The following is a 15,817-nucleotide window of genomic DNA, read 5'->3' on the forward strand; positions in this document are numbered from 1 at the left end:
ATGAAGGCGGTGTCGAGTCTGCTGCGGGCCTCCGGGCGCAGGGCTTACCCGGGCCTGATGGGCGACCATGCCGGCACGGGTTCGCCACGGCCTGCTGAGCGCGCACGCGCCGGACCCGCGAGCGCCACCCGGACCATCCCGTCGGGGAAGGTCGTCGCCGGCGGCCCGATCGCCACGTCATCCATCAGAGGGACCTCAGCCGCCGCGTCCTGACCCGCCACCAGGTGATCACCTCACAGGCCGACCGTCTCACGTCATGGCCATGCCTGATGCGTTCTCGTCAATGGAATCGCAAAGATTTCCGAAAGGAGCAAAGGGGCGCCAGGAGCAAAGTGGACAGGTTCCGCAAGGAACGGTCAAACGCCACCCAAGTTCGCTCATTTGCTCTATTCACTCTTTGTTTACAACGGGCAAGATCTCTCCGTTCCTCCGGCCTCTCTGTCAGTGCGTCAACTGGTATCGGGCCCTGCCCCGTTGTGCCCATCCGAGTCCGGGAGTCCCAGCCGTGCGCGTTCGGCCCTTCAGCCGTGTCCGCTCCACCCGCCGTACACGGCGCGCCCGTCGCGGTGTCGCGCTACTTCTGCTGACCGTGTTCGCCTGCATGTGGACGACACAGTCGGCGATGGCCGCCGGGGCCGAACTGCACGCGGTGGACCTCTCGTTGCCGCGTCTGTCCTCGGTCACGGCCTGGCTGAAGGACCCGCACTGGGGCCGACTGCCGGCGCAGGAGTCGGGCACGGCGGCGGGCAAGCGGCACCATGTGCCGGCCTCGGCCACCGAGGCCCACCGGGGCGCGGGCCGTCAGCCGGGCAAGGGCAAGGGCGAGCTCTCCGCGTACCACGCGCACCAGGCGTCCGTGAAGCGGGGCAAGAGCGCCGTCGGCGGCAGCGGCTTCAACGCGAAGACCAGCAAGCGGGACGCCGGCAAGTCCTCACCCACCGACACCGTGTACGACAACGCCGACGGAACGACCACCAGACGGATCTACCCCACGATCGTCAACTACCAGGTCGGTAAGGGCAGATGGGCGCCCATCGACGTGGACGTCCGGGCCGGGCCGGACGGGCGCTGGTACGAGAAGGCCAACTCCGTCGGCGTCGACCTCGCCGCGCAGGCCGATGACTCCGACCTCGTCTCCCTGGCTCCCGACGCACAGCACTCCGTCGCCTACGAGCTGAAGGGCGCACAGTCCGTCAAGGGCACCGCCGACGGCTCGCGCGTCACCTACGCCGGTGTCCTCGCCGACACCGATCTCCAGGTCGCCCCCACCGCCACCGGTGTGAAGGAAGCGGTCGTCCTGCACTCCGCGGACGCCGGCAACTCCTGGACCTTCCCGCTCCACCTCAAGGGACTCACCCCGGTCCAGCACAAGGACGGCTCGATCGTCCTGCGCGACGGCGCCGGGAAGACCGTAGAGCGCATCCCTTCGTCGTACGCCTACGACTCGAAGGTCGATCCGCGCTCCGGTGACCCCACCACCACGCACGACGTGACCACGACCCTCGTGCGGAGCAGCGGCGGTTACGCGCTGAGGATCACCCTCGACGAGGCCTGGCTGAAGGACGCGCACCGCGTCTTCCCCGTCACCGTCGACCCGTCCGTCACCGACGGCTGGACGACCACCTACGCGGAGTCGGGCGCGGCCGGCGACCACTCCTACGAGCAGACGATCAAGGTCGGCTCGTACGACTCGGGCACGCACTCCGCCGCCGGTTACGTCAACCACTGGGACACCGCCTGGGACGCGAGCGGCGCGACCGTCACCTCGGCCAGCCTGCACCTGTTCGACACCTGGGCCTCGACCTGCACCGCCGAACGGTTCGACGTAGCCCTGGTCACCCAGGCGTGGACGCCCGAGGGCGTCACCAGTTACCCCGGCCCGACCTACGGCTCCTCCATAGGCAACGCGACCCCGACCGTGTCCAACGCCTGCGCGAACACGGCCGCGGACCGCTCGGTCGGCGACTGGGTCAGCGTCTCCCTGTCGACCTCCGCGATCCAGGGCTGGTTCAGCGGCTCCACGGCCGACCACGGCCTCGCGGTGTACGCGTCGAACAGCGACGCCCTGCACTGGAAGCAGTTCGGATCGTTCAACGACCCCCCCTCGTTCGGCCCGTACATCGTCGTCAACTACACCGGGAACACCGCCCCGCAGCTCTACGAGCAGTTCCCCGCCGACAACGCGGTCGTCGGCACCACCACCCCGGAACTCACCGCCTGGGCGGGCGGCGCCAACTCCAGCGGCAGCGCCGGCCAGTACCAGTTCAAGGTCTACGACGCGAACAATGCCCTGGTCGCCGACTCGGGCCTCGTCTCCACCGGCGACTGGACCGTGCCGGCCGGGAAGCTGGCCTGGGGCAAGAACTACACCTGGCAGGTGCAGGCGTACGACTCCACGACCGGGCTCTACTCACCCGCGAATCCCTATGAGTTGTCCGTCCAGGTACCCCAGCCCGTCATCACCTCGGGCCTCTCGCAGAACAGCAGTGACCACGGTTTCGACGCCTCGATAGGCAACTACACGACCTCCGACACCGACGCCTCGATCTCGACCGTCGGCCCGTCCCTGGACGTCGAGCGCGACTACAACTCCCGTGACCCGCGCTGGACCGGCGCCTTCGGAGCCGGCTGGTCGTCCATCCTCGACGCCCGCGCCACCGAGCAGTACAACGCCGCCGGGACCGTCACCGGCGTCAACGTCACCTACCCGGACGGCTCCCAGGTCGGCTACGGCAAGAACAGCGACGGCACCTTCGCACCGGGGACCGGCCGCTGGGCCACGTTCACCACGGTCACCGGCGGCTACCGCCTGACCGACAAGGACGACACGGTCTACGCCTTCACCACCTCACTGGGTTCGGGCGGTTACGGCCTCACCACCGTCACCGACGCCAACGGGCGTGCCATCACGCTGACCTGGGCCGGCGGACACGTCACCAAGATGAAGTCCGCAGTCTCCGGTCGCTCCCTGAACTTCGCCTGGTCCACGCCGACCGGCGCCCTGGCCGCGCACGTCGCCACCGTCACCACCGACCTGGTCGACTCCAAGGACTCCTCGTCCGCGCTGACCTGGACCTACGGTTACTCCGGCGACCAGTTGACGACCGTGTGCGCCCCGCTGTCGACGACGAAGTGCACGACGTACGGCTACACGACCGGCTCGCAGTACCAGAACGCCTCCCTCGACCTCGACCCGAGCGCCGCCTGGCCGCTCACCGAGAGCTCCGGCACCACCGCCAAGGACGCGGTCCTCGCCAACGAGGGCACCAAGAACGCCACGTACGAGAACGTGACGCTCGGCGCGGCCGGCCCGCTCACCGGCTCCTCCTCCACCGCCGCCTCCTTCAACGGCACCACCTCCGACGTCGCGCTGCCCAAGAACACCGGCAACGACACCGACTCGGGCGCCCTGTCCCTGTGGTTCAAGACCTCGGCCGGACCAGGCGTGCTCTACTCCTACGCCTCCCAGCCGATCGGCTCCGGACAGGCCGGCGGCTTCTACACCCCGTCGATCTACGTCGGCACCGACGGCAAGCTGAACGCCGAGTTCTGGTACAGCGGCGGCATCAACCCGATCGTGTCCTCGGCGTCCGTGGCCGACGGCAAGTGGCACCACGTGGTGCTGAGCGCGGCGGGCAACTCGCAGTCGCTGTTCCTGGACAACACGAAGGTCGGTTCACGCTCCGGCACCGTCTCCATCAAGAGCGCGGTGGCCTTCGGCAAGAACCAGGTCTTCAACTACCTCGGCACCGGGTTCCTCGGCGGCAGCTGGCCGGACGAACCGCACAGCAGCTCCAGCGACGCCACCGGGTACGCGACGTACTTCACCGGTTCGATCGCCGACGTCGCGTGGTACGGACGGCCGTTGGTCGCCGCCGACGTCAACTCCCTCTACCAGTACGGCACCCACTCCGCGAACCTGCTCACCTCGGTCAAGCGGCCCTCGGGCAAGACCTTCGCGGCGATGACGTACGACCCGGCGACCACGACGCTGACCCAGCTCACCGACGAGAACGGCGGCGTCTGGAAGCTCGCCGCGCCCACGGTCACCGGCTCCAGCCAGACCTACCGGGGCGCGGTGCTCGGCGCGGGGCCCGCCGGTTACTACCGGCTCGGTGAAGCGGCCGGGGCGACCACGGCCGTCAACGAGGTGCACGGCGGCAACGGCACCTACAGCGCCGTGACGCTCGGCGCGACGGGCCCCTTCAGCGACGCCAAGGCCACGACCTACAACGGCAGCACCTCGTACACCGAACTGCCGACCTCCGTGCAGTTCGGCACCAGCGACCGCAGTCTCGAACTCTGGTTCAAGACGGCGAGCCAGGGCGTCATCGTCGGTGCCCAGTCGGCGGCGATATCCGGCGCGACCGCCACCTCCGGCACCTACGCGCCCCTGCTGTACGTCGGCACCGACAACAAGCTGCACGGCCACTACTACTCGGGCAGCGGCTCCGCCACGACCGCGTTCGGCTCGACCGGGACGGTCACCGACAACACCTGGCACCACGTGGCCCTCACGGCCTCCGGCGCCACCCAGACCCTGTACCTGGACGGCGTCAAGCAGGCCGGCTACTCCGGCACCCCGGCCGACCAGACCTACAACCACGTCTACCTCGGCGCCGGGTTCTCCAAGGCCTGGCTCGACTCCCCGGCGGACGTCAGCCACTTCACCGGTTCCATCGCGGACGCCGCCTTCTACCACTCGGCGCTCACCGCCGCCGACGTCGCCGCGCATGTCGAGGCCGCCAAGAACTCCACCGGCCTGCTTCCGGTCGAGACGGTCAAGGTGACCTCGCCGACGACGTCCACGCTGACCAACACCTACGACGTCACCAACGGCAACCGCGCCCTGACCGAGACCGACGGCCTCGGCAACAAGACCAGCTTCGGCTACGACACGGCCGGTTTCGAGCACACCGTCACCGACCCCAACGGCGCGGTCACCACCACCGGCCACGACGTGCGCGGCAACATCGTCTCGTCCACGAACTGCCAGGACCAGGTCGCGAACAAGTGCAACACCGAGTACTACACGTACTACCCGGACGACACGACCGCCCAGCTGACCACCGCCGACCCGCGCAACGACCAGCTGCTGACCGAGCGCGACGGCCGCTCGGCGTCCGCGACCGACACCACCTATCTGACGTCGTACACCTACGACTCGGCGGGCAACCAGACCGTCGTCACCGGCCCGGCCGTGCCCGGTTTCCCGAGCGGCCGCGCGACGACCACCGTCTACAGCGACGGCACCAGCACCTACCCGTCCGCCGACGGCGGGGTGGTCCCCAAGGGCCTGCCGGTGAAGACCGTCAGCCCCGGCGGCGCGGTCAACTCGGTGTCGTACTTCGCGAACGGCGACGTCGCCTCCACCACGGACGCCATCGGCCTGGTCACGTCGTACACCTACGACGGCGTGGGCCAGGTCCTGACCCAGAAGGTCGTCTCCGACACCTACCCGAACGGGCTCACGACCACCTACACGTACGACAAGAACGGCCAGGTGACCTCCGAGAGCGACCCGCAGATCACCGACCGCGTCCAGGGCGCCACGCACGCGGCCGTCTCCGGCACGGTCTACGACGACGACGGCGACGTCCTCTCCCAGACCGTGTCCGACGCCAGGGGCGGCGACGCCTCGCGCACCGAGACGCAGACCTACGACGCCTACGACCGGCTGCTGACCGAGTCCGACGCCAACGTCGCCGCGGGCACGTCCTACGGCAACACGACGACGTACACCTACGACACCTCCGGCAACAAGACCAAGGAGGTGACGAGCGCCGGCAACGAGACCGACTACACCTACGACGACAACGGCAACCTGCTCACCCAGGCCCTGATGTACACCGGCGACCCGGTCAGCCCGCAGACCGCGACCTCGCTCGTCGAGTCCTCCCGCGCCTACGACCCGGCCGGGCGGCTGGCCTCGATCACCGATGCGCTGGGCGCGAAGACGTCGTACACCTATACCGACGACGGCCTCACGGCGACGGTGAAGAAGACCAGCTCCGACGGGTCGAGCACCTACACCCTGGAGTCGGACACCTACGACGCGGCCGGCAACCTGCTCGCCCAGACGACCGACAACGGCGAGAACGTCACCCAGTACACGGTCGACGCCTCCGACCGCACGACCTCCACCACCGTCGACCCGACCGGAGTCGACCGCGTGTCGACCATGTCGTACACGCCGGACGACCAGGTCGCGTCGGAGAACGATCACGACGCGACCGGTTACGACCGCACCACGACCGACACGTACGACGACATGGGCAACGTCCTCAGCGAGACCCTGTACGGCGACGCCTCCGGCCACCCGGCCGGCTGGTGGAAGCTGAACCAGACGAGCGGCCGCAGCGTCACCGACGCGGCCGGCACCGGCAACACCGCCACCGCCGGATCGGGCGTGACCTGGTCGGACGACGCCGCCCAGTTCAGCGGCGACACCAGCGGCAACGGCGACATCATCGCCACCGACAGCCCGGTCCTGGACACCAGCGCCTCCTACACGGTCTCCGCATGGGTGAAGCTGTCGGACACCTCGACCTTCCGCACCTTCGTCTCCCAGGGCGGCACCAACCGCTCCTCCTTCTACCTCCAGTACGCCTCCACCACGGGCGTCTTCCGTCTCATCTCGCCCAGCCAGGACACCTCCGCCGCCCCGTCGGCGTACTACACCGCCGCCGCCTCCGGCACCCCCGCGCTGAACACCTGGACCCACCTGGTCGGCGACTTCGACGCGTCGACGGGCACCATGAGCCTGTACGTCAACGGCGCCCTCGCGGGCTCCGCCAGCAACGCCGCACCGTGGAGCGGCACCGGCCCGCTGTCCATCGGCGGCGCGAAGACCGCCGGCGGCACCGTCAGCAACGCCGTCAACGGTGCGGTCAGCAACGTCCAGACCTACCAGCGGGCGCTGTCGGCGAGTGAGATCTCCTCCCTCTACGGCAAGGGCCGCAGTGGTGGCACGGTGGGCTCCTCGGACCAGCAGACCACCAAGTACACATACGACAAGCGCGGCCTGCCCGTGTCCGAGACGGACCCCGAGCAGCACACCACCAACTACGACTACGACGAGGCCGGCAACCTCGCCGCCACCACCGCACCGGCGGTCCAGGCGGAGGCCGACGGCATCGCCGCGAACGCCGTGACGGTCCGTCCGGTCACCTACAGCGGCTTCAACACCTTCGGCGAGGCCGTCGCCGAGAAGGACCCGAACGGCCTGGTCACCACCACGGCGTACGACGCCAACGGCAACAAGGTCAGCGAGACCCTCCCGTCGTACACCCCCGCGGGGGCGTCGACTCCCAACGCGGGCACCACCGTCTGGACGTACGACAGCGAGGGCAACCAGACCGGCGAGACGACACCCGGCGGCAGGACCACCTCCTACCTCTACGACCAGCTGGGCGACCTCGCCCAGATCACCGAGCCCGACGGCACCAAGACCCACGCCACCTACGACGCCAACGGCGAGCAGCGCACGGCGACGGACGGCACGGGCGCGCAGACCCAGGCGACCTTCGACTACCTGGGCCGCCAGGTCACCTCCACCACCCTGGAGCGCTACCCCTCCACGCGCACACTGACGACGAACTACTCCTACGGCGTCACCACCGGCAACCCCTACGGCGCGCACACGGCGTCGGTGCAGAGCCCGGGCGGAGTGACCTCGTCGTACGCCTACAACCGGGCGGGTGACGTCACCTCGGTGACCGACGGTGCGGGCAACTCCACCTCCTACGCCTACGACTTCGAGGACAACAACACCAAGACGACTCTGGCTGACGGCAGTTACACGGTCACCGACTACAACGTCGACGACGACCCGACGGCGACCCGCAGCTACGACTCCAACGGCGCCTATCTGTACGGCACTTCGCAGCAGTACGACGGCAACGGCAACCTGGTCGCGGCGACGGACGCCAACCAGCACACCACGCACTGGACGTACGACGCGGCGGGCACGATCACCCAGCAGGTGGAGCCGGTCGACGCGACGACGTCGATCACCACGTCCTTCGGCTACGACCAGGCGGGCAACCGCACGCGCTTCACGGACGGCCGAGGCAACTCCTGGCGCTACGGCTACACCCCGTGGGGCCAGCAGGAGAAGGTGATCGAGCCGACGACGTCCCAGTACACCTCGGCCGCCGACTCCACGACGACCCTCGCCTACGACGCGGACGGCAACACCACCTCGGCCACCGCGCCCGGCGGTGTCACGACGTCGATGACGTACGACGCCAACGACCAGCTGAAGACGATGTCGGGCTCGGGCGCGGAGGCGGCCTCGGCGAAGCACACCTTCTCCTACGACGCGGACGGCCGGGTGACGTCCGCGGACACGGACGAGGCGGGCACGACCGGCGCCGTGGACCACCAGGCGTCCACACACGACGCGTTCACCTACGACGACCGCGGTGACGTCCTGTCCGCCTCCGGTTCGGCGGGTTCGTCGAACTTCACGTACGACAACAACGGTTCGATGCTGAGCCGGACGGACGCGGCGGGCACGCAGTCGTACGGCTACGACACGGCGGGCCGGCTGTCCTCCCTGGACGACGCGGCGAGCGGCACCCATCTGACGTACACCTACGACCAGTTGAACAACGTCAAGACCGTCAAGTACGGCAGCACCGGCCAGACCCGCACGTTCAACTACAACAGCGCGCACGAACTGTCCAGCGACGTCCTGGTGCAGGGCGCCTCGACCCTGTCGAGCTTCACCTACGGCTACGACAACAACGGCAACCTGACGTCGAAGACGACGGCGGGCGTGACGGGCGCGTCGGCGAACACGTACACCTACGACTGGTCGGACCGCCTGACCTCGTGGAACAACGGCACGACCACGACGGCGTACCAGTACGACGCCTCGGGCAACCGGGTGCGGGTCGGCTCGAACGTGTACACGTACGACGCACGGGACCAGCTGACCTCGGACGGCACCAACTCGTACACGTACTCGGCGCGCGGCACGATGACGCAGGAGTCGTCGACAGCGGGCGGAACGGCTGCCTTCAAGGCGGACGCGTTCGGCGGCCAGATCGTGGCCGGCGCGCAGTCGTACACGCTGGACGCGCTGGGCCGGAACATCACCGACACGGACACGGGTGCGTCCACGACCCGGACCTTCACCTATTCGGGCGCGGACAACACGATCGCGACGGACGGCGACGCGTCGTACACGTACGACCCGTCGGGCGGCCTGGTCGGCGTGAAGCAGACGGGCGCCTCATCGGGCGCCCTGGCCCTGACGGACCTGCACGACGACGTGGTGGGCACCTTCACGTCCGGTGCCACCTCACTGTCGGGCTCGGCGACGTACGACCCGCTGGGCAAGGTGACGTCGGTGGCGTCGCTGATCGGTCATCTGGGCTTCCAGTCGGGCTGGACGGAACCGGGGACGGGTGACGTCGGTACGGCGTCACGCTGGTACAACCCGAACACGGGCGAGTTCCTGAACAAGGACAGCGTCTCACCGAGCCCGACACCGGACTCGGCGGCGGCGAACCCGTTCGCGTACGTCGACGACAACCCGCTGGTGGGCACGGACGAGTCGGGTCACTGCTCCTGGTGGACGGGTTCCTGCGAGACGCAGGCCGTCAAGCACGTGGCGAAGAAGGTCAAGCACGTCGCGAAGGCCGTCTACCACGCGGCCAAGCACGTGGCCCGCAAGGTCGTCCACGCGGTCAAGCACGCGGCGCACAAGGTGGTGCACCAGGTGCGGGACGTGTACCGGGCGACGCAGCGGGTGACGCGGCGGGTCTACCACTACACGGTCCGGCACGTGAAACGCATCTACCATGCGTCGGTTCACGCGGTCCATACGGCGTATCACAAGGTGTCGAAGGTGGCGCACCGCGTGGTCCACGCGGTGAAGAAGGCGGCGCACAAGGTCGCCCACGCGGTGAAGAAGGCGGCGAAAGCGGTCGCGCATGCGACGCGTACCGCGTATCACGCGACGGTCAAGGCGGTGAAGACGACCGCGAAGTTCGTGAAGAACCACGCGGCGGCGATCACGTCGATCGTGGTCTCGACGGCGGTGTTCGCGGGCTGCGAGGCGGCGACGTGGGGCGTGGGCACGATCGGCTGCGCGGCCTTGGCGGGCGCGGCCGGCTCCCTGGTCGAACAGGGCTTCAAGTGCGCGGACAACGGCGGCAGCGACTGCAGTGTCGGAGCCTTCGCGGGCTCGGCGGTCGAGGGCGCGGTGGCCGGTGCGGTGGGCGGCGCACTGGGTTCCCTGGGCGGCAAGCTCCTGGCGAAGGCGGCGCCGAAGGCGATGGAGGTCGTGGGCGGGCTGTTCGGCAAGGGCGCGACCGAGGCCGGGGAGACCGGGGCGGCGGACGCCACGGACGAGGCGGCTTCGGCGGCGGAGGCCGAGGGGGCGGGGTCGAGGTCGCAGTCCCGGTCGGGTAGTTGCCCGATTCCTCAGAAACACAGCTTCACGGGATCGACCCAGGTGCTGATGGCAGACGGCACGACCAAGGCGATCGGCAAGCTGAAGGTGGGCGATACGATCGCCAACTCGGTGCCGGGGCTTGCGGGCACGGAGGCGCACAAGGTCACCGCGGTGATCGTGACGCACACGGACCACGACTTCGTGGACCTGACCATCAAGGCGACGGCCGACTCCGCTGCAAAGAAGAGTGCGAAGGCGGGGGCGAAGTCGCTGGCCAAGAAGGTCGCCCGCAAGGCGGCGTTCGGGTTGGCGGCGTCGGCGGCGGTCCTGGGGGCGCTGGCGGCGAGCCACGGCCACGGCACCGCTCAGGAGCCGGCGACCAAGACGGTCGCGGCGGTCTCGTCGGCGACGACGTCTGACGAAACGCCTAAGACGGCTGGGACGCCGCCGGATGTGCAGGGCGCACACCTGACGACGACCTTCCACCACCCCTTCTACGACGAGACCCAGTCGGCGTTCGTCGACGCCAAGAACCTGAAGCCCGGCGACGTCCTCCAGACGCCGACCGGAACAGCCGAGATCACCGGTGTCCGGCTGTACCACGCGAACACCACGACGTACGACCTGACCATCGGCAGCCTGCACACCTACTATGTGGAGGCAGGCGATACCCCAGTCCTCGTCCACAACTGCGATGAGGAGGAAATCGCAGCAGGAGCTAAGTCGCTTGCTGACGATATCCACAACCAGATTCAAAGCCCGTTTGCACGGGACGTCTTCAGGACCACCGCGGTGACTGCTGCTCGTAGAACTGATGGTTCACTCGTGCACGTCGTTTCAGGTGCTGGCCGAGGATTGGAGAAGGCGCAGGTTGACTACATCGACTCGCTGGGACGTGGTGACATTGAGGTCGCGGCCAACATGGAAGGTGCTCATGCTGAGGCGACAGCCGTTCATCACATGGCACAAAACAACCTGACACCAGTTGCTGGCGGAGTGTCACGTAATGCCTGTGCTCCTGACGGCTGTGAAGACTTCCTGGGCCAGGTAGGCGCGGAGATGGCGGGGCCAGTCACCCTTGGCACCAGCGCGAAGATTCCAGGGCAGTCCATGTATGTCTGGAGAGGGCATGAAGCATGGACGAACTTCTTGGCAGCAGCGGGTTATCGATGAACGGAGTGGCGAGTTAAATGGACTGGCGCGACGACGAAACGCTGTCAACTCAGATTCGCGCCATGTCGCGAAGGCAGCGCAACCAGGCTGCCTACCTTGCGCTGCGCAGGTTGGAGAGGCCACTCGTAGGCATCCCGATGCCGGAGAGTTGGGGAGTCGAAGCTTCCGTTATGAACGCCCTGCTTCGAAGTGGGGAAGCGCAGATGGATGGAGAGGTTAATAGAGAACTACAACAGGCTGTGATTGACCTTCACGCTGCACCGTTGTTCCAGTCCGAGATTGAGCCAGAATTCGCACAAAGTTTTCAGCTGGAGGCCATTAATGGCTGGCTCATGCTTGGGGATGCGCTGGGAGAGCTAAGCGAAGCCCAGACCGACAAGGTGATTTCCCTTGCCCGAGAGTTGGCTGATTACCTCGATAAATACATGGAGAACTCGCTCACGGTGGTCGCGGGCGAGGTGGATCGTGAGCGCTACCTTGCCGGTGTTGACGAGCGGTTCACCTCATATGGCATGGGGTACTTCGGTACGAGGAATCTGGTAGTTGAAGGGGCCTGCCATGAGGCCATCCTGGCTTCTTCAGTCAATGAGGAGCTCCTCTCTTCTGTATTGGGTCGCCAACTGTTGGAACTCTGTGATGAATATAGCAATGAGATGACTTTAGCTCTCACGGCATTTCCGGTGGATTGATGAGTGAGCCTGGATTTGAGATCTCGGTGTTTAGGATCCGAAGATTTCATCCCAGTCCGCATAGTCCCCGATCGCTACGTCGTCGCAGAGGTTCTCCCAGAACCCGTTGTGCGCAAGAGCGGTGTCGTCGATACCGTAGATGAGGTCGCGCAGTTCTTCCGCCACCTGTCGAATCGCTCCTCGTCGCCGTCCGCATAGAGCGGTAGGGGGTGAAACCGAGCACACGTGCAGGGTGCACAGCTCGGCGGCTCGAACACATCCGGACTAGACTGGGGTGTGCCGGAAACTGCTTCATAAACGGCGAGTTGGTTACCAACGCCGATGGAACTGCGACTATCGCGGTACGGTTGGCGCACTCCGCCCAGACAGGAACACGCTGCAGAAGGTAGCTAGCGCACGACTCACCTTCTTCGCAGCGAGTTGGTCTGAGGGCGACGTTATGTCAGCGGGAGTGGAGCTCTTCACTCAGGGAACGTACAGGGGCGGAGGAGTACTCCTACACACCGTCAACCTTCTTCCCCGATGGAGGGTAGACCGTGGCCGATGTCGCGTGGCGCTTTGAAGTGGACAGCGATGAATTGGTAACACTGTCGGTCGTGCCTGAAATTCCCAAGAATACTGTTCTTGCACTTGAAACGCTGATCATTCCGTTCGGTCTCAGTCGGCAGAGCGCTTCGACGTATCTTCGTGAATGGAGGCGAATGGCGCGCGAGTATGGTGCGGAGTACGTATTGGGCACACCCGGCGCCAGTTCTGAACGCCTGAACGGGCAGCGTGTGAAGATTGGCGACATGTACGGTCAGTTCGATGACTGTATTATCGGAAACGAATTTTTCGAAAAATTCCTGGAAGAGCTCATCGAATATCTGGCCGGGGTTCCGGAGAGCTGAGTGGTAGGGGAACGGGCAGCCAACCCGCCGGTACTCGACTACAAGGCAGCAAGAAAGATGTCGAGGCTAGGTGACCAATAAGGAAAGCGGAGCGATGCAGCACATCGCGGTGTGCCACACCTGTGGGGTAGTCGGATAGGTCGTTGACCTACGGGGAGACCACCAGCCGTCGACTGCTCTGGCAACTCCTGGTGGAGAGCAGGACCTGTGCCCGCACTGCCCGGCATGCAGCCTTGAACAGTCAACGGCTGTTCAGAAGGCTCTACAGGTTCTGCGAAATCACGGCCATCACGATAAGGCTCCCACGGCGATGTCTGGGGCCGGCATGGGCGGCGCTCCTCCCGGTCTCAGTTCGCCTCCACCGCGGCGTGCAGGTGTCCCGTATCTGTCCTGACGGTCTCGACGAAGGCGGTGAAGGCTCCCTTCCGGAACGTGAGCGTGGCCCGGGTCGGGATCTTGGAGTCGCGGACGGCTATGTGGGTGGGGCGGGTTGAGATCTCGACGCAGTTGTTGCCGTCGTCGGGACCTGAGTAGGACGACTTCCGCCAGTTGTCCATGGGTGCCTCACAGCTCTTTCGCCAGCCGGTTGATGAAGTCACGCGTCTGTCCGGGGTCGAGTGATACGGCTTCCACCTTACGGAAGCGCGTTCGAAAGGCGGTGAGTTGTGCCTCGGAGTCGATGAAGGCCGAGCCGTGCGGTACGTCACGCACCACGGTGTCCAGTTTGGAAACCGGGCCACCTGCGTACGTCATGGTGCTGGCGGCTGAGGCGAAGCCGTCCAAATCGAAGGGGATGGCGCGGATGGTGATGTTGTCCGCTTCGGAGAGTTCCAGAAGTCTGATGAGCTGTGCCCGACAGGCGGCCCGGTCACTGACCCTGATGCGCAGGGCCGACTCGTGGATCACCGACTCGTAGGTGACGCTGCTCTGTTGCCGCCTCATGCGATGCCGCACGCGCAACTGGAGCTCGTCGTCGGTGAGTTCAGGCACCCTGGCCGAGAAGACGGCGCGGGCGTAGTCCTCGGTCTGCAACAGCCCCGGCACGTACAGGATCGCCACCTCGTGCAGGAAGGTGGCATGGTGCTCCAGTTCGGCGAGGTCGAGGAACGAGGTGGGCAGGTCCCCCCGGTACTCCTCCCACCAGCCGCGTGTCCGGTCGGTGGCCATCACTGCCAGGGCGTCGACGAACTCCTGGTCCGTGCAGTCGTAGTGGGATGCGAGGCGGCGTACCCGTTCGTCGCTCACGCCTGCGAGTCCGGATTCGATCTGGGTGATCTGGACCCGGTTCGCCCCGAGCAGCGCCGCTGCCTCGATGGTGGTGAGCCCGGCCCCCTCGCGGAGCCTGCGTAGCTCGACCCCCAGGCGCATGTGACGCGCAGTTGGTTCGCGCCTCAGGACCATCGGTTGCTCCTCGGATCAACATGCCTGCCCGGGTGGCTCGTTCGGGGGCAGATTACGCGACTCGCTTGCCATGTATTACATGAAAGCCCTACCGTCGGTGACGTAGCGCGCACTCTGCGGAAGTGCACCGCTCCGTCCCGCCATGACGGCCGCGATACTGCCACCGCTCCCAACCCCCCACCATCAAAAGGGAGTTCATGCATGCCCGAAACCGAGCCCCAAGCCAAAACCGAGCCCCAAGCCGAGGCCGAGCGCCAAGCCGAGACCGAAACCAGGACCGAATCCGCACCCCATTCAGCAACCGAAACCGACCCCCAGCAGCCCTGGGAGTACACCCTCCACATCCCGAACGACCCCCGAGCCGTCACCGTCTGCCGCCGCACCCTGCGCCTGATCCTCACCATGCACGGCCTGATCACCCTCGTCGACGTCGCCGAGCTCCCCGCCACCGAGCTGGTTTCCAACGCCGTACGCCACACCAAGGGGCCCGTGGCCCTGCGCGTGCAGTGGTCGCCCGGCGTGCTGCGCGTCGGCGCCTGGGATGCCGACCCCGAGCCCCCTGAACCGCCGAACGCGTGGGAGCAGGTCGCCGAGTCGGAAGGCGGCCGGGGCCTGGCGCTGGTGCGGGCCTGCGCCGATCAGTGGGGCTGGCAGCCGCTGGCCAGGCATGGACGTCGGGGCAAGTACGTATGGTGCGCGTTCGCCGCTGCCTGAAATGGAGGACCTTTCTCGGTCAGCACCTCAGCACCTCAGCACTCCAGCACTCCAGCACTCCAGTGCGCTTCAGCGCGTCACCGGCAACGCCCCCACGAACCGCGGCCCATCCCCCCGATGCTGCACCGGAAACGTCACCTTCAGCCCCTGCTCCTGCCCCGCCACCGACAGTCGCGTGACGAACTGCAGCCCCAGGAACGCCTTCTTCGAGCCGCCGGCCGAGACGTACGGACGCGGCAGGTTCAACTGAAGCTTGCCCGGTCTGCCGCCGCGGTTGCCGTCGAAGAACAGGACTCTCTGGTCGGTCAGGACGACGTACATGGGGCGTGGAGTGACCGTGGCCATCACCGTTCCGGCGCTCAACACGCCCACCACGGCAGCCGTCAGGGCCTGCTTGCGGACGGAGACCGAGCCGACGCCGGCGAGGGAGGTGAGTTCGATCCTCTCGTCCTGCAGGAGCAACGGGGCTGCCGCCTCCAGGAGTTGGCGGTTGCGACGGGCGTTCAGCGACATGGGGGGCCTTCCGGAAGTGTGGGCGGAAA

8 protein-coding genes are annotated in these 15,817 nt (G+C 66.9%); 4 read left to right on the plus strand and 4 right to left on the minus strand.

Annotation, left to right across the window (positions count from 1 at the left end; genetic code table 11):
• The first annotated feature begins 601 nt into the window (after positions 1-601).
• Both ACFVYN_RS31070 and ACFVYN_RS31075 read left to right on the plus strand, forming a co-directional pair.
• Positions 602-11,581: a LamG-like jellyroll fold domain-containing protein gene (locus ACFVYN_RS31070; protein ID WP_390004515.1), complete on the plus strand. Its 10,980-nt coding sequence runs from the start codon at positions 602-604 to the stop codon at positions 11,579-11,581.
• A 17-nt stretch (positions 11,582-11,598) separates the two neighbouring features.
• Positions 11,599-12,270 carry a hypothetical protein gene (locus ACFVYN_RS31075; RefSeq protein WP_390004518.1) on the plus strand — a complete coding sequence of 224 codons (672 nt, stop codon included), beginning with the start codon at positions 11,599-11,601 and terminating at the stop codon, positions 12,268-12,270.
• A 30-nt stretch (positions 12,271-12,300) separates the two neighbouring features.
• Here ACFVYN_RS31075 and ACFVYN_RS31080 read toward each other — a convergent pair whose 3' ends face one another.
• On the minus strand, positions 12,301-12,435 hold the full coding sequence (locus tag ACFVYN_RS31080) for a hypothetical protein (RefSeq protein ID WP_390004520.1): 135 nt from the start codon (positions 12,433-12,435) through the stop codon (positions 12,301-12,303).
• A gap of 371 nt (positions 12,436-12,806) precedes the next feature.
• Here ACFVYN_RS31080 and ACFVYN_RS31085 point away from each other — a divergent pair, with 371 nt between their 5' ends.
• Positions 12,807-13,160, plus strand: a complete 354-nt coding sequence (locus ACFVYN_RS31085) for a hypothetical protein (protein WP_390004522.1) — start codon at positions 12,807-12,809, stop codon at positions 13,158-13,160.
• A gap of 347 nt (positions 13,161-13,507) precedes the next feature.
• On the opposite strand, the gene ACFVYN_RS31090 is transcribed toward ACFVYN_RS31085, so the two are convergent.
• Both ACFVYN_RS31090 and ACFVYN_RS31095 read right to left on the minus strand, forming a co-directional pair.
• Positions 13,508-13,717: a DUF397 domain-containing protein gene (locus ACFVYN_RS31090; RefSeq protein WP_390004524.1), complete on the minus strand. Its 210-nt coding sequence runs from the start codon at positions 13,715-13,717 to the stop codon at positions 13,508-13,510.
• Positions 13,718-13,724: 7 nt separating this feature from the next.
• Positions 13,725-14,561 carry a helix-turn-helix domain-containing protein gene (locus ACFVYN_RS31095; RefSeq protein ID WP_390004527.1) on the minus strand — a complete coding sequence of 279 codons (837 nt, stop codon included), beginning with the start codon at positions 14,559-14,561 and terminating at the stop codon, positions 13,725-13,727.
• A gap of 342 nt (positions 14,562-14,903) precedes the next feature.
• Here ACFVYN_RS31095 and ACFVYN_RS31100 point away from each other — a divergent pair, with 342 nt between their 5' ends.
• Positions 14,904-15,275: an ATP-binding protein gene (locus ACFVYN_RS31100; RefSeq protein ID WP_390004581.1), complete on the plus strand. Its 372-nt coding sequence runs from the start codon at positions 14,904-14,906 to the stop codon at positions 15,273-15,275.
• 69 nt (positions 15,276-15,344) lie between these two features.
• On the opposite strand, the gene ACFVYN_RS31105 is transcribed toward ACFVYN_RS31100, so the two are convergent.
• The gene (locus tag ACFVYN_RS31105) at positions 15,345-15,788 is read right to left on the minus strand and encodes a hypothetical protein (protein ID WP_390004530.1); all 444 of its coding nucleotides are present in this window, start codon (positions 15,786-15,788) and stop codon (positions 15,345-15,347) included.
• Positions 15,789-15,817: the final 29 nt, after the last annotated feature.

Source organism: Streptomyces sp. NPDC058307 (genome assembly GCF_042880295.1).
Lineage (GTDB): Bacteria > Actinomycetota > Actinomycetes > Streptomycetales > Streptomycetaceae > Streptomyces.